The organism is Haloferax sp. YSSS75 (assembly GCF_046764215.1).
Lineage (GTDB): Archaea > Halobacteriota > Halobacteria > Halobacteriales > Haloferacaceae > Haloferax.
On sequence record NZ_CP177206.1, the window covers coordinates 2,049,457 to 2,068,051 of the forward strand.

Annotated in this window: 26 protein-coding genes; 21 read left to right on the plus strand and 5 right to left on the minus strand. The window is 62.4% G+C overall.

The window, feature by feature from the left end; all coding sequences use genetic code 11:
• From ACK3R5_RS10825 to secY, 16 genes are read left to right on the plus strand one after another with little or no spacing between them, the layout of a single operon-like run.
• A complete protein-coding gene (locus ACK3R5_RS10825) occupies nt 1-432 on the plus strand; it encodes a ribonuclease P protein component 1 (protein ID WP_411966956.1) in 432 nt (143 codons plus the stop codon).
• Nucleotides 423-767 carry a 30S ribosomal protein S17 gene (locus ACK3R5_RS10830; protein ID WP_411966957.1) on the plus strand — a complete coding sequence of 115 codons (345 nt, stop codon included), beginning with the start codon at nt 423-425 and terminating at the stop codon, nt 765-767. Before ACK3R5_RS10825 ends, ACK3R5_RS10830 begins: the two co-directional genes overlap by 10 nt.
• Nucleotides 767-1,165, plus strand: coding sequence for a 50S ribosomal protein L14 (locus ACK3R5_RS10835; protein WP_004974917.1), 399 nt, complete (start codon nt 767-769; stop codon nt 1,163-1,165). The genes ACK3R5_RS10830 and ACK3R5_RS10835 overlap by 1 nt, the downstream gene beginning before the upstream one ends.
• A 1-nt stretch (nt 1,166) precedes the next feature.
• The gene (gene rplX / locus ACK3R5_RS10840) at nt 1,167-1,523 is read left to right on the plus strand and encodes a 50S ribosomal protein L24 (RefSeq protein WP_411964069.1); all 357 of its coding nucleotides are present in this window, start codon (nt 1,167-1,169) and stop codon (nt 1,521-1,523) included.
• The gene (locus ACK3R5_RS10845; RefSeq protein ID WP_411964070.1) at nt 1,520-2,221 is read left to right on the plus strand and encodes a 30S ribosomal protein S4e; all 702 of its coding nucleotides are present in this window, start codon (nt 1,520-1,522) and stop codon (nt 2,219-2,221) included. Before rplX ends, ACK3R5_RS10845 begins: the two co-directional genes overlap by 4 nt.
• Nucleotides 2,218-2,736 carry a 50S ribosomal protein L5 gene (locus ACK3R5_RS10850; RefSeq protein WP_411964071.1) on the plus strand — a complete coding sequence of 173 codons (519 nt, stop codon included), beginning with the start codon at nt 2,218-2,220 and terminating at the stop codon, nt 2,734-2,736. Before ACK3R5_RS10845 ends, ACK3R5_RS10850 begins: the two co-directional genes overlap by 4 nt.
• Nucleotides 2,733-2,909, plus strand: coding sequence for a 30S ribosomal protein S14 (locus tag ACK3R5_RS10855; protein WP_411964072.1), 177 nt, complete (start codon nt 2,733-2,735; stop codon nt 2,907-2,909). The genes ACK3R5_RS10850 and ACK3R5_RS10855 overlap by 4 nt, the downstream gene beginning before the upstream one ends.
• Before the next feature lie 3 nt (nt 2,910-2,912).
• The gene (locus tag ACK3R5_RS10860; RefSeq protein WP_058571914.1) at nt 2,913-3,305 is read left to right on the plus strand and encodes a 30S ribosomal protein S8; all 393 of its coding nucleotides are present in this window, start codon (nt 2,913-2,915) and stop codon (nt 3,303-3,305) included.
• Between the two features lie 4 nt (nt 3,306-3,309).
• Nucleotides 3,310-3,846 carry a 50S ribosomal protein L6 gene (locus ACK3R5_RS10865; protein WP_411964073.1) on the plus strand — a complete coding sequence of 179 codons (537 nt, stop codon included), beginning with the start codon at nt 3,310-3,312 and terminating at the stop codon, nt 3,844-3,846.
• Nucleotides 3,847-4,554 (plus strand): 50S ribosomal protein L32e, encoded by a 708-nt coding sequence (locus tag ACK3R5_RS10870; RefSeq protein ID WP_411964074.1) that lies wholly within the window; start codon nt 3,847-3,849, stop codon nt 4,552-4,554.
• Complete coding sequence (locus tag ACK3R5_RS10875) at nt 4,554-5,009, plus strand: 50S ribosomal protein L19e (RefSeq protein WP_411964075.1); 456 nt, start codon at nt 4,554-4,556, stop codon at nt 5,007-5,009. The genes ACK3R5_RS10870 and ACK3R5_RS10875 overlap by 1 nt, the downstream gene beginning before the upstream one ends.
• Complete coding sequence (locus ACK3R5_RS10880; protein ID WP_411964076.1) at nt 5,009-5,563, plus strand: 50S ribosomal protein L18; 555 nt, start codon at nt 5,009-5,011, stop codon at nt 5,561-5,563. Before ACK3R5_RS10875 ends, ACK3R5_RS10880 begins: the two co-directional genes overlap by 1 nt.
• Nucleotides 5,560-6,204, plus strand: coding sequence for a 30S ribosomal protein S5 (locus ACK3R5_RS10885; protein ID WP_151113206.1), 645 nt, complete (start codon nt 5,560-5,562; stop codon nt 6,202-6,204). The genes ACK3R5_RS10880 and ACK3R5_RS10885 overlap by 4 nt, the downstream gene beginning before the upstream one ends.
• Nucleotides 6,204-6,668: a 50S ribosomal protein L30 gene (locus ACK3R5_RS10890; RefSeq protein ID WP_411966958.1), complete on the plus strand. Its 465-nt coding sequence runs from the start codon at nt 6,204-6,206 to the stop codon at nt 6,666-6,668. The genes ACK3R5_RS10885 and ACK3R5_RS10890 overlap by 1 nt, the downstream gene beginning before the upstream one ends.
• Nucleotides 6,665-7,171, plus strand: a complete 507-nt coding sequence (locus ACK3R5_RS10895; RefSeq protein WP_411964078.1) for an uL15m family ribosomal protein — start codon at nt 6,665-6,667, stop codon at nt 7,169-7,171. Before ACK3R5_RS10890 ends, ACK3R5_RS10895 begins: the two co-directional genes overlap by 4 nt.
• A 3-nt stretch (nt 7,172-7,174) precedes the next feature.
• A complete protein-coding gene (gene secY / locus ACK3R5_RS10900; RefSeq protein ID WP_411964079.1) occupies nt 7,175-8,644 on the plus strand; it encodes a preprotein translocase subunit SecY in 1,470 nt (489 codons plus the stop codon).
• Between the two features lie 117 nt (nt 8,645-8,761).
• Here secY and ACK3R5_RS10905 read toward each other — a convergent pair whose 3' ends face one another.
• Genes ACK3R5_RS10905 through ACK3R5_RS10920 form a run of 4 tightly spaced genes read right to left on the minus strand, consistent with a single transcriptional unit; the run spans nt 8,762 to nt 14,331 of the window.
• A complete protein-coding gene (locus ACK3R5_RS10905) occupies nt 8,762-9,703 on the minus strand; it encodes an oxaloacetate decarboxylase (protein WP_411966960.1) in 942 nt (313 codons plus the stop codon).
• A gap of 57 nt (nt 9,704-9,760) precedes the next feature.
• The gene (locus tag ACK3R5_RS10910) at nt 9,761-10,393 is read right to left on the minus strand and encodes an isochorismatase family protein (protein WP_411966961.1); all 633 of its coding nucleotides are present in this window, start codon (nt 10,391-10,393) and stop codon (nt 9,761-9,763) included.
• Nucleotides 10,394-10,414: 21 nt separating this feature from the next.
• A complete protein-coding gene (locus ACK3R5_RS10915) occupies nt 10,415-12,271 on the minus strand; it encodes a hydantoinase B/oxoprolinase family protein (RefSeq protein ID WP_411966962.1) in 1,857 nt (618 codons plus the stop codon).
• The gene (locus ACK3R5_RS10920) at nt 12,268-14,331 is read right to left on the minus strand and encodes a hydantoinase/oxoprolinase family protein (RefSeq protein ID WP_411966963.1); all 2,064 of its coding nucleotides are present in this window, start codon (nt 14,329-14,331) and stop codon (nt 12,268-12,270) included. The genes ACK3R5_RS10915 and ACK3R5_RS10920 overlap by 4 nt, the downstream gene beginning before the upstream one ends.
• A gap of 153 nt (nt 14,332-14,484) precedes the next feature.
• Here ACK3R5_RS10920 and ACK3R5_RS10925 point away from each other — a divergent pair, with 153 nt between their 5' ends.
• Nucleotides 14,485-15,114, plus strand: a complete 630-nt coding sequence (locus ACK3R5_RS10925; RefSeq protein WP_411964084.1) for a helix-turn-helix domain-containing protein — start codon at nt 14,485-14,487, stop codon at nt 15,112-15,114.
• Between the two features lie 55 nt (nt 15,115-15,169).
• Here the strand turns inward: ACK3R5_RS10925 and ACK3R5_RS10930 are convergent, their stop codons facing one another.
• Nucleotides 15,170-15,736 carry an LURP-one-related/scramblase family protein gene (locus ACK3R5_RS10930; protein WP_411966964.1) on the minus strand — a complete coding sequence of 189 codons (567 nt, stop codon included), beginning with the start codon at nt 15,734-15,736 and terminating at the stop codon, nt 15,170-15,172.
• A gap of 169 nt (nt 15,737-15,905) precedes the next feature.
• Here ACK3R5_RS10930 and ACK3R5_RS10935 point away from each other — a divergent pair, with 169 nt between their 5' ends.
• From ACK3R5_RS10935 to ACK3R5_RS10950, 4 genes are all read left to right on the plus strand, one after another.
• Entirely contained in the window at nt 15,906-16,616 is a 711-nt protein-coding gene (locus ACK3R5_RS10935; protein ID WP_411966965.1) for a hypothetical protein, read from the plus strand.
• A 54-nt stretch (nt 16,617-16,670) separates the two neighbouring features.
• A complete protein-coding gene (locus ACK3R5_RS10940; protein WP_411966966.1) occupies nt 16,671-17,027 on the plus strand; it encodes a hypothetical protein in 357 nt (118 codons plus the stop codon).
• On the plus strand, nt 17,024-17,965 hold the full coding sequence (locus ACK3R5_RS10945; RefSeq protein WP_411966967.1) for an alpha/beta hydrolase: 942 nt from the start codon (nt 17,024-17,026) through the stop codon (nt 17,963-17,965). Before ACK3R5_RS10940 ends, ACK3R5_RS10945 begins: the two co-directional genes overlap by 4 nt.
• A gap of 67 nt (nt 17,966-18,032) precedes the next feature.
• Nucleotides 18,033-18,518 carry a hypothetical protein gene (locus tag ACK3R5_RS10950; RefSeq protein ID WP_411966968.1) on the plus strand — a complete coding sequence of 162 codons (486 nt, stop codon included), beginning with the start codon at nt 18,033-18,035 and terminating at the stop codon, nt 18,516-18,518.
• Nucleotides 18,519-18,595 lie beyond the last annotated feature (77 nt).

Genomic DNA, 18,595 nt, shown 5'->3' on the forward strand with positions numbered 1-18,595 from the left:
ATGTCACTCACACCCGAGACCCTCACGCGACACGAACTCAACGGCCTTTGCGTAGAGGTCGTCGACGCGGCGAACCCCGACCTCGTCGGGATAGCCGGGCGTATCGTCGTCGAGACGATGCGTACGCTGATGGTCGACGATGGGACTCGGGTGCGACAGGTGCCGAAACGAGGGGCGACCTTCGAATTCGAGATTCCGAGCACAGATGAAGCCGCCGACGCTGAGAAGGCGTCGGGGACCACGTCCAAACTTCGGTCGGAAACTACTGGCGGATTAGATGCCAGTCAGTCTGGTCGGCGCGCCGACTCATCATCGGCCGCTTCCCGTTCCGGGAATTGCGAGGGCGTGGCCTACGTTACGGTGGATGGCTCACAACTGCTCTCACGACCCGCCCAACGCACCGAAACTACAGGTGATTCGAAATGGCGATAGGACTAGACGTTCCAATGCCTCCGGAACCCGACGATTCCGAGGCTTACGACTACGAAAAATGTCCGTTTTACGGCTCGCTCTCCGTCCGGGGTCAGACCCTGGAGGGGACAGTCGTCTCCACGGATATGGCAAAGACCGTCATCGTCGAACGGGAGTACGACGTATTCGTTCCGAAGTACGACCGCTACATGAAGCGACGTTCGCGCATTCCGGCACACGTGCCGGGTGTGCTCGACGACGTCGCTGTCGGTGACGAAGTAAAGATTGCGGAGACACGCCCGCTCTCGAAGACGAAATCACACGTTGTGGTTGAAATTCTCGGGGGTGACGAGTGATGGAAGCGCTCAAAGCAGACATCACCAAAGGCGTTGCTCGTGGCTCGCTGGTCACGTGCGCCGACAACACCGGCGCTCGTGAACTGAAGATTATCAGCGTCGCGGGTTACTCCGGCACGAAGAACCGACACCCCAAGGCAGGCATCGGGAACAAGGTGACCGTCTCGGTCACCAAAGGTACCCCCGAGATGCGCCGCCAGGTGCTCGAAGCCGTCATCGTCCGCCAGCGGAAATCCATCCGCCGGCCGGACGGGACGCGCGTGAAGTTCGAGGACAACGCCGCCGTCATCATCGACGAGATGGAAGAGCCTCGCGGGACCGAAATCAAGGGTCCTGTCGCGCGCGAAGTGGCCGAGCGCTTCGGGAGTATCGCATCGACGGCTACGATGATTGTATAGTATGACCCGACAACCGCGCAAACAGCGAAATCAAGTTCGCGACGCGCCGCTCCACGAGCGGCAAAAGCAGGTCCGCGCACCGCTGTCGGCCGACCTCCGCGAGGAGTACGACACCCGGAACGTCCGCGTCAACGTGGGCGACACCGTGGAGGTACTCCGTGGCGACTTCGCCGGCGAAGATGGCGAAGTCACCGAGGTCGACCTCAAGGACGCCGTCATCTACGTCGAAGGCGTCACTGTGGCCAAAGCCGACGGTGAGGAGGTCCCACGACCCCTTCAGGCCAGTAACGTCCGCGTGACGGAACTGGACCTCGAAGACGACGTGCGCGAGGCCCGACTCAAGGAGGATAACGAATGACTCGACACCAGAAGCGACTATCCGTACCGAATTCCTGGCCGGTCGAGCGCAAGACAGGCACGTTCACGGTCAAAGCCGGTGCCGGTCCGCACGGCAAGGCAGGGGTTCCCCTGCTCATCGTCCTGCGCGACGTGCTCGGCTACGTGGACTCGAAGAAGGAAGCCAAGTACGCCCTCAACAACCAGAGCGTTCTGGTCAACGGCACCCCGGCTTCCGACGTTCGCCGTCCAATCGGGATGTTCGACATCCTGGCGTTCACCGAGCGTGACGAATACTACCGCGTCTTCCCCGACGAAGGCGGCCGTCTCGCACTGACGCCCGTCGACGCCGACTCGGCATCCAGCCGTCTCGGGAAAATCGTCCGCAAGACCGAAGTCAGCGGTGGCAAGTTCCAACTGACGCTCCACGACGGAGCGAACCTCGTCGTCGACGACGCCTCGGAGTACAACAACAAGGACTCCATCGTCGTCGACAACGAGACGAAAGAAGTCGTCGCACACTTCCCCTACGAGGAAGGTGCACTCGTCACCGCAGTCGACGGTTCCCACGCCGGCGAAATCGGTGAAGTCGTCGAGATTACCACGACGATGGGCAGCGGAAACAACTCTGTCCTCGTCGAGACCGAAGACGGCGACTTCGAGACCATCGAACAGTACGTCGTCGTCATCGACGAGAACTTCACGGGTGATGACGAATGAGCGAAGCTGAGTTCCACGCGATGCGCGACCCGCGTATCGAGAAAGTCGTCGTCCACATGGGCGTCGGCGAAGGTGGTCGAGAGCTCGCGAAAGCAGAAGACATCCTCGAGGAGATTACGGGCCAGCAGAGCGTTCGCACGCTCTCGGGCCGTGCATCGCAGGACTTCGGCGTCCGTCGCGGCGAACCCGTCGGCGCGAAGGTCACCCTCCGCGGTGACCAGGCCGAGGCCTTCCTCGAAACCGCACTCCCCATCGCGGACCTCTCGTACTCGTCGTTCGACGAGACGGGGAACTTCGGCTTCGGTGTCGAAGAACACACCGAGTTCCCGAGTCAGGAGTACGACCCGCAGATCGGTATCTACGGACTGGACGTGACGGTCAACCTCGTCCGCCCCGGATACCGTGTGAAAAAGCGTGACAAGCGCTCTCGACAGATTCCGTCTTCCCACCGGATGACCGTCGAGGACGCCGTCGCGTTCATCGAGTCCACGTTCGACGTGGAGGTTGAAGAATGAGCGATAGCGAAACAGAACAGACGGGCGAGCACGCGACCCGCCGCACCGGCCAGGAGAACGAGTGCCGGCGCTGCGGTCGGAAACAGGGACTTGTCGGCAAGTACGACATCAACCTGTGCCGCCAGTGCTTCCGAGAGATTGCCCGCGATATGGGATTCAAGAAGTACCGATAATATATGGCTGACAACGATCCACTCAGTAGCGCGCTTTCCGGTGTGAACAACGCCGAGAGCGTCGGACACCTGTCCCACGAGATCCAGCCCGCCTCGAACATCATCGGCTCCGTCCTCGAGGTCTTCTACGACCGCGGGTACGTCGACGGCTTCGAGTTCGTCGACGACGGCAAGGCCGGTAAGTTCGAGGTCGAACTGAAAGGCGCAATCAACAAGTGTGGCGCCGTCAAGCCGCGGTACTCCGCGGGTGCAGACGACTTCGAGCGATGGGAGAAGCAGTTCCTCCCGGCCCGTGACTACGGGGCGCTCATCGTCACGACGAGCCACGGCGTCATGAGCCACTACGAGGCCCGCGAACAGGGCATCGGTGGCCAGATTATCGCCTACGTCTACTAGAACAATGAGCCGAACAGAAATCGAAATCCCGGACGAGGTAACCGCCGAGGTCGACAACCTCGAACTCACCGTCGAGGGTCCCAACGGCAGCGTCACCAAGCGCCTGTGGTACCCGAACATCTCGGTCACCGCCGAAGACGGTTCCGTGGTCATCGAAACCGACGTCGATAACGCGAAGACGAACGCGACGGTCGGTACCTTCGAGAGCCACGTGAACAACATGCTCTACGGCGTCACCGAGGGATGGGAGTACCAGATGGAAGTCCACTACGCTCACTTCCCGATGCAAGTGAACGTCGAAGGCGACAAAGTCGTCATCAAGAACTTCCTCGGCGAGAAGTCGCCGCGACGAGCGAAGGTTCGCGGCGACACCGAAGTACAGGTCGACGGCGAAGAAGTCACCCTGAGCGGCCCCAGCAAGGAGGACGTCGGGCAGACTGCCGCCGACATCGAACAACTCACTCGCGTCACGGACAAGGACACTCGCGTGTTCACCGACGGCGTGTACATCACCCAGAAACCAAAGACAGGTGGTGCCTAAATGTCGGACGAAATCACCGAACTCGAAGACATCAGCGGTGTCGGCCCGTCGAAGGCTGACTCGCTCCGCGACGCAGGCTTCGAAAGCGTCGACGACGTGAAGGCCGCGAGCCAGTCCGAACTGGCCGAGGTCGACGGCATTGGTAACGCGCTCGCTGCGCGTATCAAGGCCGACGTCGGTGGCCTCGAAGTCTCCGAAGAGGCGGAGGCCGAGGTCGAAGACGAGACCGAAGAAGTCGAAGAAGAGGAACCTGCCGAAGAGGTCGAGACGGAGCTTCGCCCCCGCGGTCACGCGGACAAGAAGCCCCAGCTCGACGACGAAAAGGCAGCGGCCCTCACACAGAAGCGCCGCGAAGGAAAGCCGCAGTTCAACCGACAGGACTACCACAAGGCGAAGCGGACGCCCACGTCGTGGCGACGCCCCCGTGGGAACCTGTCCAAGCAGCGACGCGGCATCAAGGGCAAAGGCCCCAAGGTCGAAGCGGGTTACCGCACGCCGAAGGCCGCCCGCGGACTGCACCCATCCGGCTTCGAGGAAGTTCGCGTGTTCAACACGGACGACCTGGAAGGCGTCGATGGCGACACGCAGGCCGTTCGCATCGCCTCCTCGGTCGGCGCACGCAAGCGCGAGCGCATCGAGGAAGTGGCTGAAGAGCGCGAGATTCGCGTTCTCAACCCCACCTACGTCGAAGTAGAGGTGGACAACTGATGACGGACCTGAAAGCACAGAAGCGCATGGCCGCCGACGTCCTCGACGTTGGCAAGAGCCGTGTGTGGTTCGACCCTGAGGCACAGTCCGACATCGCGGAGGCCATCACGCGCGAAGACATCCGTGAACTCGTCGACGAGGGCACGATTCGCGCCAAGGACGCCAAGGGCAACTCCAAAGGCCGCGCACGCGAGCGCGCCGCCAAGCGTTCCTACGGTCACCGCAAGGGTGCCGGGTCCCGCAAGGGCCGTTCCGGCGCTCGGAAGAACAAGAAAGACGCATGGGTCAGCCGAATCCGCGCCCAGCGCCGTCGCCTGAAAGAGCTGCGTGACGACGGTACGCTCGACCGTACCCAGTACCGCACGCTCTACAACAAGGCGTCCGGTGGCGAATTCGACAGCGTGGACCGGCTCGAAGCATACATCCAGAACAACTACCAGGTGGAGATTCAATAATGGCGACAGGACCACGATACAAGGTTCCGATGCGTCGCCGCCGCGAAGTCCGGACGGACTACCATCAAAGGTTGCGCCTGCTGAAATCGGGTAAGCCCCGCCTCGTTGCTCGCGTGAGCAACAAGCACATCAGGGCGCAGCTGGTCACTCCGGGCCCGCAAGGCGACGAGACCCACGCTGCAGCGACCTCTGCCGACCTCGCCGAGTACGGCTGGGAAGCCCCCACGGGCAACCTCCCGAGCGCGTACCTCACGGGGTATCTGGCAGGCAAACGGGCACTGGCCGCCGGCGTCGAGGAAGCGGTCCTCGACATCGGCCTCAACACGGCCACGCCCGGGAACAAGGTATTCGCAGTGCAGGAGGGTGCTATCGACGCTGGCCTCGAAATCCCCCACAACGACGCCGTACTCGCAGACTGGGACCGCAACCGCGGTGTCCACATCGCTGAGTACGCAGAGCAGCTCGACGAGCCGCTCTACAGTGGAGAGTTCGACGCCACGAACCTCCCCGACCACTTCGACGAAGTGCTCGGGAACCTTCAGGAGGACGAATGAGCAGAGATAACAACGGCTGGGAGCCGCGAACGCGGCTCGGCCGCATGGTGCAGAACGGCGACGTCACGTCGATGGACCACGCGCTCGAGACTGGGCTTCCGCTCAAGGAGCCCCAGATCGTCGACCAACTCCTTCCCGGATTGGAAGACGAAGTGCTCGACATCAACATGGTCCAGCGTATGACCGACTCCGGCCGCCGGGTGAAGTTCCGGTGTGTCGTCGCAGTCGGGAACCGTGACGGCTACCTCGGCTACGCTGAAGCCCGCGACGACCAGGTCGGCGGCGCTATCCAGAAAGCCATCGAGGTGGCGAAACTGAACATTATCAAGGTTGACCGCGGCTCCGGTTCGTGGGAAGACCGTGCAGGCGGCCTGAACTCCCTCTCCCGCAAGGCAGAAGGGAAGGCAGGCTCTGTGACGGTCCGTATCATCCCGGCACCGCAGGGCCTCGGCCTCGCGGCCGCAGAGACGGTCCGCAACATCCTCGAACTCGCCGGTGTCCAGGACGCCTGGACCAAGAGCGACGGGAACACGCGGACGACTGTCAACCTCGCCAAGGCAACGTACAACGCACTGAAGAACGCGTCGCAGTCCCGTACGCCGCGACGCGCTCGTGAAGTTCGACAGGAGGTGCGCGACTAATGCAGGCTATCGTCCAACTTCGCGGTGAAGTCAACATGGCACAGGACGTCCGTGACACGCTGTCGATGCTCAACATCAGCCGCGTGAACCACGCGACGTTCGTCCCCGAGACGGACACCTACCGTGGAATGATCACGAAGGTCAACGACTACGTCGCACACGGCACGCCGAGTGTCGACGTGGTCGAGACGCTCATCCGCACGCGCGCCGAACCCGAAGAGGGCTCGGCCGACATCACGGACGAGTGGGTCTCGGAGAACACCGACTACGACGACATCGCCTCGCTCGCACAGGCCGTCTACGACGAAGAGACGACGCTGCGCAAGCAGGGTCTCTCGCCGGTGCTTCGACTCCACCCCGCACGTGGTGGCCACCGCGGCCAGAAGCACGTGACGAAAGAAGGTGGTCAGCTCGGCAAACACGAGACTGAGCAAATCGACGAACTGCTGGAGGCAATGCGATGACGTCCAAGAAACGACGCCAACGTGGCTCCCGGACGCACAGTGGCGGTACCCACAAGAACCGGCGTGGTGCCGGACACCGTGGTGGCCGTGGCCGTGCCGGGCGCGACAAGCACGAATTCCACAACTACGAACCGCTCGGCAAACACGGCTTCAAGCGACCGGACACCCTGCAGGACGACGTCGCCGAAGTCAAAGTCCAGAAGCTCGACGAGGACGCCGCACTCCTCGCGGCCGACGGAGTTGCTGAGAAAGACGGTGACGCCTACACGATCGACGCACGCGACGTGGCCGAGGATGGCTGGGACGCGGACGTCGTGAAGGTGCTCGGTGGCGGTCAGGTCCGCAACGAACTGAACGTCGTCGCCGACGCGTTCACCGCCGGTGCCGTCGAACTCATCGAAGAGGCTGGCGGCAGCGCCGAACTCTCCGAACGCGCAGAGGAAGCGGCCGAGGCCGAAGCAGAAGAAGCCGACGCCGACGCCGACGAGGACAACGAGGAATAAATCATGGGATGGAAGGACGCCGCCGAACCAGTGCTGGCGCGGATGCCCGCAGTCGCCCGACCGGAGGGACACGTACCGTTCCGCCGAAAACTCGGGTGGACTGGTGGCATTCTCGTGCTGTACTTCTTCCTGACGAACGTGACGCTGTTCGGTGTGGACGCGGCGACTGCGAACGACCTCTTCGGTCAGTTCCGGTCGATTCTCGCCGGTCAGCAGGGGTCGGTGCTCCAACTGGGCATCGGGCCAATCGTCACGGCGAGCATCGTCTTACAACTGCTCGGCGGTGCTGACCTGCTCGGGCTCGACACCGACAACAATCCGCGCGATCAGATCCTCTATCAGGGTCTCCAGAAGTTGCTCGTCGGGGTCATGATCGTCCTGACGGGCCTGCCGATGGTGTTCGCTGGCGGATTCCTGCCAGCCGATACGGGCGTCGCAACGTCGCTCGGCATCGGTACGTTCGGCGTGAAGACGCTCATCTTCGCGCAGATCGCCGTCGGTGGTGTCCTCATCCTGTTCATGGACGAGATTGTCAGCAAGTGGGGTGTCGGCTCCGGTGTTGGGCTGTTCATCATCGCTGGGGTCAGCCAGCAGCTCGTCGGTGGGCTGTTCAGTTGGCAGGGCCTCGGTGGCGCGTCGGGCTTCTTCCCGACGTGGTTCGGAATCATCTCCGGTTCGGTCCAACTACCGAGTTCGCCGACCGACCTGCTTTCGACCCTCTTCCTCGGTCAGGGTCAACTGCTCGCGCTCATCACGACGGTGCTCATCTTCGGCATCGTCGTCTACGCCGAGAGTGTCCGCGTCGAGATTCCCCTCTCGCACGCTCGTGTGAAGGGTGCTCGCGGGCGCTTCCCGGTCAAGCTCATCTACGCGAGCGTCCTGCCGATGATTCTCGTCCGCGCCCTGCAGGCGAACATCCAGTTCCTCGGGCGCATCCTCGACAGCCAGTGGGCGAGTATGCCCGCGTGGCTGGGCGAGTACGCGAGCGGACAGGTCACCGGTGGCCTGTTCTACTACCTCGCACCCATCCAGTCCCGCTCCGACTGGATGTGGTTCCTGGGCCTCACGTCGGCCGACCCCCTCGACATCGCCATCCGCGTGCTCATCGACCTCACGTTCATGATTGTCGGTGGCGCGGTGTTCGCTGTCTTCTGGGTCGAGACGACGGGCATGGGCCCGGAATCGACGGCACGACAGATTCAGAACTCCGGGATGCAGATTCCCGGCTTCCGACGGAACCCGCAGGTCATCGAGAAGGTCATGGAGCGGTACATCCCGCAAGTGACCGTCATCGGTGGCGCACTCGTCGGGCTGCTCGCCGTCATGGCGAACATGCTGGGCACCATCGGTGCCGTCTCCGGGACGGGGCTGCTGCTTACGGTCTCCATCACGTACAAGCTGTACGAGGAGATCGCAGAAGAGCAGCTCATGGAGATGCACCCGATGATGCGCCAGATGTTCGGCTCAGAGTAACGAAAACCTGTTAGCCGAACACGCTGACGACATTTCTTTCGCGCCACTAACTTCCGACCAGCGGTGCATCCCTGACCACGGGCACGAGCGTCGGTGACGACGCCACGCTACTCGCGACTACGCGACGTCGTCTCCGAGCGAGCCATCGTACTTCTCCTGTTCTTCGTCGGGGAGGTACTGTTCTTCCCACGCGACCACCTCGGGGAACTGAGAGAACTCGTGGAGGCTTCCGACGGGTTGTTCGTTGAACGAATCGTCGATTTTCCGCATCGCCGCCACAGGGTCGTCGGCGAACGCACTGAAGTCGGCATAGACGTTCGCGATGGTCGAAAGCGTCGCGGCGATGGGGAACAACACGATGTCGAACCCCCACTTCTCCAGCGCAGACAGGTCGACGTAGGGCGAAGAGCCGAGGTCACCGACGAAGTTGTAGACGAGTCGCCCATCGACTTCGCGTCCGATGCGGCGCAGTTCGTCCTCGTCGGTGGGTCCCTCCACGAACGCGACGTCGGCACCGACGTCGAGGAAATCGTTGACGCGGTCGATGGCTTCGCCTAACGACCCATCACCGGTTCCGCGAGCGTCGGTTCTGGCGATGAGAACGAACTCCGACCCTCGCTCGTCACGCGTATCTGCTGCGGCCGCGATTTTCCCGACCGCTTCGTCGTGCGGGATGACCTGTCTGCCCTTCGTGTGGCCACAGCGTTTGGGGAACGTCTGGTCTTCGATGTGGATGCCAGCGACGCCGGCCTTGATGTACTCGCGGACCGTGCGAATGACGTTGGTCGCGTTGCCGTACCCGTTGTCGGAATCGGCGATGAGGGGGACGTCGATGCGTTCCTGGATGTTGGCGGCGTTCTCTATCATCTCCGGCATCGTGATGAACCCGGCGTCGGGGTAGCCAATCTTCGACAGCGAGGTTCCGTAGCCGGTCATGTAGATGGTGTCGAAGCCGACGGTATCGGCGACGGCGGCCGTGAGCGGGTCGTGGACGCCGGGGCAGACGAGTAATCCATCGCTGTCGAGTTGTTCTCTGAGCGCCGCGCCGTAGTCGGTCACGAGACCCCTCCACGAGAACGGGTGAGAGTCGGGTTCGATGCAGTTCGGTCGTTGAAATCAGTAATCATTGGTTGAGAGGTGGTCGAGTACGGTGTCGGTCGTCACGACGTCGCCGTACTTCGCGTCGATGTCGAAGAGGTTCGCCTGATGTGGCCCTTCGGCGCGGTCACCGACTGCGTCGGCCGGGACGATGGTCCGGTAGCCATGCTGGAGGCTATCGACCGCAGTCGCACGAACACACCCGCTGGTCGTGACGCCAGCGAGGACGAGTGTATCTACGCGATGGGTGGTCAGTTCGGTCGCGAGGTCGGTGCCGAAGAACGCGCTCGCGTATTTCTTGAGGATGACGCGTTCGTCGCCCTCGGGTGCGACCTGGTCGTCGACGTCGACTGCGTCGGTACCGAGTCGCAGTTCTCGAAGCGCGGGGACTTTCTCGATGAATCGCCCGGCGTCGCCGTAGGACTCCTCGAAGGCGACGGTTGTGAAGTACCGCGGGAGGTCACGTTCACGGAACGCACCGAGGAGGCGAGCGGTCTGGTCGAGGACCCCGCTCACGTCGGACCCGAGGTCAGTGGTCGGGTCGGTAAAGGCGTTAATCAGGTCGATGACGAGGAGTGCGGGCCGGTCACCGAGGCCGACGCTCGACCCGAAGGCATCGTCGTCATAGTCGGCAGCGTGTGGCCAGTTCATGCTGTGGGTGATGAGAGGTGTTCAACTGTGTTGGCTCTCGAACGAGCGGCGTTCGTCGCGAATCTGTTTCCGCAGGGTTTCCTCGTCCGGGAGCGGCCCGTAGTCGAACTGCTTGGGTTCGTCGCGAGTCTCGCGAATTTCGGCGCGTCTGTCCGCCGTCGCGCTCTCGTCGACCGTCCCGTCGTCGGCGAGGACGACACCGTACTCCTCATCGGCGGCCGATTCGGAGACGAGTCCACGCTCGACTTCACTGGCGACGAGTTCGGCGTCCCGGTCGAGGGGGTCGCCGAGACCACCGCCGCCAGCGGTGCTGAAGACGAGTTTGTCGCCCGCCGCCACTGCGACGTTCTCGACTTTCGACGGTAGACGTTCTTCAGTCCCGTCTGCACGAATCAGTCGCTTTTCGCTGGTCTTGGCGTACTTGCCACCGTCGACGCCCCACGGGTACGTGTGCGCCCGGTCGTCTTGGAAGGTAATCGCGCCATCTTCCTCGAAGGTGAACACCTTCGTGATACCGTGTCCGCCACGGAACTCGCCGGGGCCGCCGGTGTCGGCCCGCGTGCTGTACTCGTCTATCGTCAGTGGGTAGTACGCTTCCTGATACTCGGCCGGAACCGTCCGGAACATCGGCCACCACGAGTGGCCGTCGAGGCCATCGCCGCCCGGGCGGGCGGGGATGCCACCGTAGAGGATTTCGAGCATCTGGAATTCGTTCCCCTCGGAGTCGGTTCCGGCGTAGACGAGGTTCGGCGAGGTTCCGTAACTCCCAGCGACCGAGAAGCCGTCGATGAGTTTCGAGAACGTCGCCTGGAGGACGTCGAACTGCCGGGCCATCATCGGGAGTCGGTTGCCGAGTGCGGCAGGGAACTCCGGTTGGAGGACCGACCCTTCGGGGAGTGTGACCTCGAACAGGTCGTAGTAGCCGTCGTTGAACGTGAGGAGGGGGTCGAACGCCATGATGAGGAAGACCCCGGTGAACATCTTGAACATCTTCTCGTTCAAGAGGAAGTTCACCGTCCCCGGCACCTGCGCGTCCGTGCCGGTCCAGTCGAGGTAGACCGTCTCGCCCTCCCGGTAGATTTCGAGGTGGAGTTTTATCGGGCCGTTGCCCATGCCATCGTCGTCCACGTGGTCTTCGAACGTGTAGCGCTCACCCTCGGGGATGAACTCATCGATGAGATTTATCATCCCGTCGCGGGTTCGGTCGAGGATGGCATCACAGGCGTCGAGATACGTCTCCTTGCCGAACCGGTCGCAGAGTTCGACGATTCGCGTCTCGGCGGCTTTCGTGCCCGCCGCGAGTGCCTTGATGTCTGCTTCCGCGTGGTCGGGAAGTCGTGTGTTGTGGACGAACACGTCGAGCAGTTCGCTGTCGATTTCGCCTCGCTTGTAGAGTTTGACTGGCGGGAGGCGCATCCCCTCTTCGAAGATGGTAGTCGCCTGGACGGGCATACTGCCGGGTGTCTTCCCACCGACGTCCATCAGGTTCCCCCACTGACTGGAGAACCCGACGAGGTCGCCCTCGTAGAAGATGGGTCGCAACAGGAGCATGTCCGGCGTGTGTGAGACAGCACCGGCACACATGTAGGGGTCGTTGGTGGCGAGAACGTCTCCCTCTTCGAGGTCGTCACGGTCGAACGACGAGTTCTCGAGGATGGTGTCGATTGCCGACCCGAACTGGCCCATCACCATCCGCCCCTGCGCGTCAGCGATGAGGGGGAACTGGTCGGACTGCTCGCGGATGACGGGGCTGATGGCCGTCGTCTCGACGACTCGGTCCATCTCGTAGCGGGTGTTCGATAGCGTACTCTCGATGATGTCGAGTGTGGTCTGGTCGACGGCGTGGTCGCCGACGAAGTCTGGTGTCGTGTCGCTCATTGGTCTGCACCTCGGGTAATTTCGATGTTTCCATGGCGGTCGATGGTCGCCACGTGGTCCGGTTGGATGACGATGGTCGAGTCGTCTTCAGTGACGATTGCTGGCCCGTCGAGTTCGTTCCCGGACCGGAGTTCGTTGCGGTCGTAAATCGTCGTCTCGTGGTATTCGTCGTCGAAGAACACCTCGTTGGTTCCGAGGACAGCGTCACTCGGGTCGGCGTCGGTTTCTTCGTGTTCCTCGATGGTCACGCCCTGCAAGGTCCCTTTTCCGACGACGCGAAGGTTCGCGATTTCGAGCGGGGCGTCGAGGGAGAACCCAAACTGCCGGTCGTGGCGGGCCTCGAAGTCGTCTTTAATCTCTGCGAGTCCGGTTTCATCGCGGAGATTCTCCACAGTGACCGGAATCGACATCTGAATATCCTGCCGGAAGTATCGGCAGTCGGCGAAGTATTCGAACGCGTGGTCCTCTTGTCCGACACCCTCGGAGACGAGCCATTCACTTGCCTCGTCTCTGAGGGCCGCGAGCGCGTCGTACACGTCTTCGCCGTCGACGTCCACTTCGGTTTCGAGATACGTCTCGGCGAACTCGTTTTGGATGTCAGAGGTGAGGAACCCGAACGCGGACATCACGCCCGGTCCCGGCGGGATAATCAGTGGGTACGCACCCATCACGTCCGCGAGTGCATTCGCGTGCATCGGTCCTGCACCGCCGAACGCGACGAGGCCGAACTCTCGGGGGTCGTAACCGCGCTCGACGCTCACGACCCGGAGCGCGCTGTGCATGTTCTCGTTGACGATGTCGAGGATGGCCTGTGCGGCTTCTTCGACTGTCGTCCCGCGCTCCTCGGCGATGGTCGCTACGGCCTCGCGAGCGGCCTCCCTGTCGAGTTCCATCCGGCCACCGAGTTGCACCGATGGCGGGATACGCCCGAGGACGACGTTGGCGTCCGTCACTGTCGGTTCCTCACCACCCTGTCCGTAACACGCCGGACCGGGGTCGGCACCAGCGCTCTCTGGGCCGACCTGCAACGACCCGTTCAACTGGACGCGAGCGATAGAGCCACCGCCCGCACCGACGGTATTCACGTCTACCGACCGAGAGGTGAACTCCCGATAGCCGACTTTCGTGTGTCGGGTCGTCCCGGGAGTTCCAGCCTCCACGAGCGAGACGTCGGTCGACGTGCCGCCCATGTCGAGCGTCAGGACGTCCGGGACGCCCTTCTTCGAGGCGATGGTCGCCGCACCGACGACGCCCCCGCTGGGACCGGACAGCGCTAGCTCGACCGGTCGTTCCTTTGCGGCCGCGCTACTCATGAGACCACCATCCGAACGGACGACGTTCATCGTCGCTGATGAGCCTGCTTCTGCCAGCGAGTCGTCGAGGTCGTCGAGGTAGTTGATGACGGTCGGGCGAGCATAGTCGTTGATGACCGTCGTCAACGTTCGTTCGTATTCGCCGTACTCGGGGACGATTTCCGAGGAGATGGACACCGGGAGGTCGGGCGCTTCTTCGGCGACGATGTCGCGGACGCGTTCTTCGTGCACCGGGTTGAGATACGAGTTGAGCAGTGCGACGGTGAGTGATTCGACACCCGCTTCGTCGAGTTCCCGAACGGCCGTTCGAACCGCGTCTTCGTCGAGTGGCTTGGTCTCTTCGCCCGACGGAGAGGCGATTCGACCGGGGACCCCACGAGTGTCGGTCAGGTCGGCCAGCGGATTCGGCTTTTCCATCCCCATCCAGCCATACAACGGACCGGGCGTCCACGCCCGGGCGAGGTGAAGGATGTCCTCGTGCCCTGCCGAGGTGACGAGGCCGACTCGTGACCCCGTCTCTTCTAGGAGCATGTTGGTCACGACTGTCGTGCCGTGAAACAACAAGTTGAGCTCTGAGACGGACGTATTCGCCTTCTTCGTCGCCTCTTCGATGCCGTGCAGCACACCCTCTGATGGGTTTGCCGGAGTCGAGAGTACCTTGTCGATTGTCAGTTCGTGGGTCGCTTCGTCGAACACGATAACGTCCGTGAAGGTCCCACCAACGTCGACGCCGAGATTGTGTGTCATATGGTATCGTACGCCATGTACATCGGTGGGTTGGAGAGTAAGGGTTGCCCCAACACGTGTTGGTTCGTTATATTTGTGCGTCTGGTTCGAGTACCCACTCTCCCCGTCACGCAGCTTTTTGCTCGTGGGGCGTGTTCACAACCCACTCTAACGATGTTCACCGCGACAGTTCACTTCACACAGCATCGCGAGTGCGTCCTCCGCCGACTCACGGCGGACGTGGAGGACCCGATTCCCATCGAAATCGAGGAGATACAGAACGGGCTCGTGACGTTCGTCCTGCGTGCCGGTCCGCATGCTGACGACTTCCAGGCGCAACTGGAAGCGACCGACCACGTCGAACACGTTCGACGACTGGACGACGACAACCTCCTCGTGACGAAACCGTCGTGCGGTGCCTACAGCGCGATTTACAAGAATCACGGGACGCTTCGCCGGTCGAACACCGTCTCCGGCCGCCAGCGTGAGTACCACGTCCTCGTCTTTCGACGTGAACATCTCAAGGCCATCCTCGTCGATTTAGCGAGTTTCGGGACGGTTACACTCGGAAAACTCGCGGAGTTCCGTGCCGACTCAGAGTCACCCCTGACCGCACGACAGCGTGAAGTCACGACCGAAGCCCTCGCACGCGGGTATTACGACTGGCCACGAAAGATATCGAACAGTGAACTCGCCGACGAACTCGGCATCAGTCGTGCGACACTGCACGAACACCTTCGAAAGGCTGAGCGAACGCTCCTCTCGGGGGCGTTACCCGACGAATACAAGCAAGCGGACACGTAGTGAATACTTCGTATATCTCACAGACGGCAAGAGCCTCTCTAGGCAGGCTACGTTCTCACCGCGTCGGATGCACCATCATGTCGAGGGCGACGGTACAGGCGACGACCAGACCGGCGTCCATCTCGGGTGAGACTTCGATACCGTAGGAGTCGCGGACTCTGAACCACTTTTTAGAGACTTCGCCTACTCTCTCACCGTTCCGCATCAGTTTGTACTCGTGGTCGAGGATGTTCCCTTTCACCGTGAGTTCTCGGTGCCCATCGATAGAGATGGTAAATCGGTCTCGGAGCGGTGTGACGAGTGCTTTCTTCACCGTCGCCACCGACGTCCCGTTCTTCTGAACCGTCATCGTGTCCTTGATGCGGACGATTCGCTCTCGAATCGTGTACGTATCGTCGTTCCGAAGGTCCGTCATCTTCAGCGTGTCGCGGACGCGAAGCACCTTGCCGTCGATTTTGAACACCGTCTCTCCGGCCTGATTCTCGACGTTGTAGTCGTCACCGATAGAGACGAGTTTCTGCGTCATCTTGTAGCGGTCCCACTCTCGTCCCCCACCGCGGCGTCCGATACCACGGTCCTCTCGGCGGGCCTTGCGTGTCGCCGCTCTCTGTCTTCGAGCCATGACCGAACTATCGCGTCGGGAGGAGATAGAAGTGTAGCACATCTGAGAAGACTGTCGTCGAGAACTGACGGTCAACGCAGGGGAACACTCGCAGTCCCCGAGTTCCACGGGGTCGTTCTCCGTCGGTCGAATCCGTTCGCTTTTGTACCCAATCCGAGACGCCCACTGTATGGACGAAGGGCGACTCGCACTCGACATCGAGACGGCTAGCCCGCGTAGCGAACCGACCGACTTTCAGAACACCGACGACTTCGAGTTGGTCGCTGTCGGACTCGGTCACTGCGTCGGCGACGAGATAGAGAGTACGGTCGTCCTTCGTGACGGCGGGTGGCAGATAGAGCACACCGCGTCGCTCCTCAGAGACGTCGTCGAGTGGTGTGAGGAACGCGGCGGACCGGTCGTCACGTACAACGGCGAGTCCTTCGACGAACATCACCTCCGAGCGTGGGCGCGAGACGTTGCAGACGCTGGCGTCTGGCCCGAGGCCCCTTCCCGTGTGGACGCACTCTTTTCGGACCACGTCGACCTCGGCACGCTCGCCGCAACCGCCTTCCCACACGCCGTCCGACAGAACAGGGAGATACCCGCACTCTGGAAGGCCTGCGACGAAGCGGGTATCGACCAACCGACCGTCTGGTACGACGATTACGACCTGCCGGCGGGCTATCTGGACCGACTCGGCATCGACGACCCACACGTGAAGGGCGCACACGTCGGTCAGGCGCTCGGTGAACGGTACGTCGAAGGCGTCGTCAACGGACTCGACCACACGCGGACCCACGCCGAACTCACTCGCCTCCTCGTGGCGTACGCCGTCGGCGACATCGAACCCCTCTTTGCGCTCCACGATTCGCTTCGTCGGTCGAACGCCGAACGGTAGGAAGCGTCATGTCTCGCGGCAAACGTTTAGCCGGCGGGTGCCGTATCGCACTCCATGAACGAGCTCGAACCGAGCGCCGCCATCGAGGAAGCACTCCGAGGGAACGGCATCAGCGTCGAGTCGCTCTCGCTCGACGAGACGGTTTCTGTGACCTATCTCACGGCGTTTCCCGACGTGAAACCCGACCACGGGGAGGTTGGACGCGCAGTCACCGCGTTCCTCGAACTCGCCAGTGAGGGCTGGGACCCGGTGACCGTCGAAGCGACGATTCTTCGCAGTGAAGGCGACGTGCAGGCGACGTGGCGACTCGAAGACGAGTGGATTCGGGCGTACGACAGTTACACCCTCGACGACGAGGAACTCTCTTCACGGGTTCTCGACACCCTCTACGAGGAGGAGGGAGACGCGTGAGCGCGTGGCGTCACCGCGGTGACCCACCGGCGGCACGCGGCCCCCGGCGGCCCTCACACTTCGACTACTCTCGCGTCAGTCTCACCTTCACGAGCGACGGGACGGACTGCGCAGGATGGCTCTACCGACCCGACGGCGTCGAGACGCCACCCGTCGTCGTCATGGCTGGCGAACTCGCCACCGACCGCCGGTTCGGACTCCGGACCTACGCCGAACGGTTAGCCGAGGCGGGATACGCCGCGTTCCTCTTCGACTACCGAACCACGGGCGATTCGGACGGTGAGCCTCGGAACCTCGTCGCTCCCGACGCACAGGTCGCCGACTGGCACGCTGCCGTCGAAGGACTGCGAGAGCGTCCCGAAATCGATAGCAACCGCGTCGTCCTCTGGGGTGCTGGTCTCTCCGGTGGATACGCACTCCGCGTCGCTGCCGAAGACAGGCACGTCGCGGGTGTGGTCGCACAGAATCCGATGCTCGATGGGGGCGCGGTGATGAGTGGCAGAGGTGTTCGAGGGACGCTCGCCGCCCTCGCCGCAGGCGTCCGCGACAAGGTACAGTCGCGCTTCCTCGGCCCGTATCGCGTCCCTGTCGTCGGTGACGGCACGTCGATGTCGGTGTTCGAAGACCCGAGCGTTCGCGTTGCCTACCGGGAACTCGTCTCACCGGGGAGCGCGTGGCGAGACGAGACGCCCGCACGACTGTTCCTCTCGATGTTCCGGTACAACGCGGTGTCCGACCCCGACGCCATCACGTGCCCGACGCTCCTCGTCGCCGGAACCCGTGACGAGTTAGCCGACGCCGACGACGTGGCCGCACTCGCCGACGAACTCGACGACGCGACGCTCGTCGAACTACCGGTCGGCCACTTCGACCACTACGACGACGCCTTCGAACAGACGTTCGGCCACCTGCTGTCGTTCCTGCGGACGGTCCGGTAGCGAACTGATAGCTGGCTGAACACTCGCGGGAACCATTATATCGTCTGCGACCAAGGAAGATGCGACTATGATTTCCGTCCACCGATTCGTTTCGCTATTTCTCGTCGTCGCACTGGTCGTCTCGTCTGCGGGTCCCGCGCTCGCGCAAGAATCAGAACTGTCCAGCGAGGACATGAAGGCAATCCTCGACGATGGTGTCGCACTGTACAACGCGAACGTCGACCAACTCGACATCCCGTTCGCCAAGAGTCTCATCGCCGGAAAGACGGTGAACGTCTACATCGAAGACGGAGACCAGACACACGTGTTCTCCGCCGTCTTCCAGGACGACATGCAGATAGCTGATGTGGCGACGGAACCCAACCCGGACGCGACCACTCGCATCAGCACGGACCGAGCGACGCTCGAAACCATCGCCTCCTCGTCGGACCCACTGAGTGAAGTCGAAGACGCAGTGCGCGACGACAGAATCCGTATCTCCGGCGAGGATGGCCACTTCCTCAACCAGGCCATCTGGACCGTCGCGAACGTGTTCAAGGGAATCTTGCTCTAAGCGGACGGGGACGCCTCAATTTTATCCAGTAGACGCTGGCCTCCAGCGCGTTCGAGTGCGACTGTCACGTCCGTAAC

Excerpts from the sequence above, each read along its gene's own strand:
- ACK3R5_RS10825 (WP_411966956.1), top strand. The coding sequence starts at position 1 with ATGTCACTCACACCCGAGACCCTCACGCGACACGAACTCAACGGCCTT.
- ACK3R5_RS10830 (WP_411966957.1), top strand. The coding sequence starts at position 423 with ATGGCGATAGGACTAGACGTTCCAATGCCTCCGGAACCCGACGATTCC.
- ACK3R5_RS10835 (WP_004974917.1), top strand. The coding sequence starts at position 767 with ATGGAAGCGCTCAAAGCAGACATCACCAAAGGCGTTGCTCGTGGCTCG.
- rplX (WP_411964069.1), top strand. The coding sequence starts at position 1,167 with ATGACCCGACAACCGCGCAAACAGCGAAATCAAGTTCGCGACGCGCCG.
- ACK3R5_RS10845 (WP_411964070.1), top strand. The coding sequence starts at position 1,520 with ATGACTCGACACCAGAAGCGACTATCCGTACCGAATTCCTGGCCGGTC.
- ACK3R5_RS10850 (WP_411964071.1), top strand. The coding sequence starts at position 2,218 with ATGAGCGAAGCTGAGTTCCACGCGATGCGCGACCCGCGTATCGAGAAA.
- ACK3R5_RS10855 (WP_411964072.1), top strand. The coding sequence starts at position 2,733 with ATGAGCGATAGCGAAACAGAACAGACGGGCGAGCACGCGACCCGCCGC.
- ACK3R5_RS10860 (WP_058571914.1), top strand. The coding sequence starts at position 2,913 with ATGGCTGACAACGATCCACTCAGTAGCGCGCTTTCCGGTGTGAACAAC.
- ACK3R5_RS10865 (WP_411964073.1), top strand. The coding sequence starts at position 3,310 with ATGAGCCGAACAGAAATCGAAATCCCGGACGAGGTAACCGCCGAGGTC.
- ACK3R5_RS10870 (WP_411964074.1), top strand. The coding sequence starts at position 3,847 with ATGTCGGACGAAATCACCGAACTCGAAGACATCAGCGGTGTCGGCCCG.
- ACK3R5_RS10875 (WP_411964075.1), top strand. The coding sequence starts at position 4,554 with ATGACGGACCTGAAAGCACAGAAGCGCATGGCCGCCGACGTCCTCGAC.
- ACK3R5_RS10880 (WP_411964076.1), top strand. The coding sequence starts at position 5,009 with ATGGCGACAGGACCACGATACAAGGTTCCGATGCGTCGCCGCCGCGAA.
- ACK3R5_RS10885 (WP_151113206.1), top strand. The coding sequence starts at position 5,560 with ATGAGCAGAGATAACAACGGCTGGGAGCCGCGAACGCGGCTCGGCCGC.
- ACK3R5_RS10890 (WP_411966958.1), top strand. The coding sequence starts at position 6,204 with ATGCAGGCTATCGTCCAACTTCGCGGTGAAGTCAACATGGCACAGGAC.
- ACK3R5_RS10895 (WP_411964078.1), top strand. The coding sequence starts at position 6,665 with ATGACGTCCAAGAAACGACGCCAACGTGGCTCCCGGACGCACAGTGGC.
- secY (WP_411964079.1), top strand. The coding sequence starts at position 7,175 with ATGGGATGGAAGGACGCCGCCGAACCAGTGCTGGCGCGGATGCCCGCA.
- ACK3R5_RS10910 (WP_411966961.1), bottom strand. The coding sequence starts at position 10,393 with ATGAACTGGCCACACGCTGCCGACTATGACGACGATGCCTTCGGGTCG.
- ACK3R5_RS10915 (WP_411966962.1), bottom strand. The coding sequence starts at position 12,271 with ATGAGCGACACGACACCAGACTTCGTCGGCGACCACGCCGTCGACCAG.
- ACK3R5_RS10920 (WP_411966963.1), bottom strand. The coding sequence starts at position 14,331 with ATGACACACAATCTCGGCGTCGACGTTGGTGGGACCTTCACGGACGTT.
- ACK3R5_RS10925 (WP_411964084.1), top strand. The coding sequence starts at position 14,485 with ATGTTCACCGCGACAGTTCACTTCACACAGCATCGCGAGTGCGTCCTC.
- ACK3R5_RS10930 (WP_411966964.1), bottom strand. The coding sequence starts at position 15,736 with ATGGCTCGAAGACAGAGAGCGGCGACACGCAAGGCCCGCCGAGAGGAC.
- ACK3R5_RS10935 (WP_411966965.1), top strand. The coding sequence starts at position 15,906 with ATGGACGAAGGGCGACTCGCACTCGACATCGAGACGGCTAGCCCGCGT.
- ACK3R5_RS10940 (WP_411966966.1), top strand. The coding sequence starts at position 16,671 with ATGAACGAGCTCGAACCGAGCGCCGCCATCGAGGAAGCACTCCGAGGG.
- ACK3R5_RS10950 (WP_411966968.1), top strand. The coding sequence starts at position 18,033 with ATGATTTCCGTCCACCGATTCGTTTCGCTATTTCTCGTCGTCGCACTG.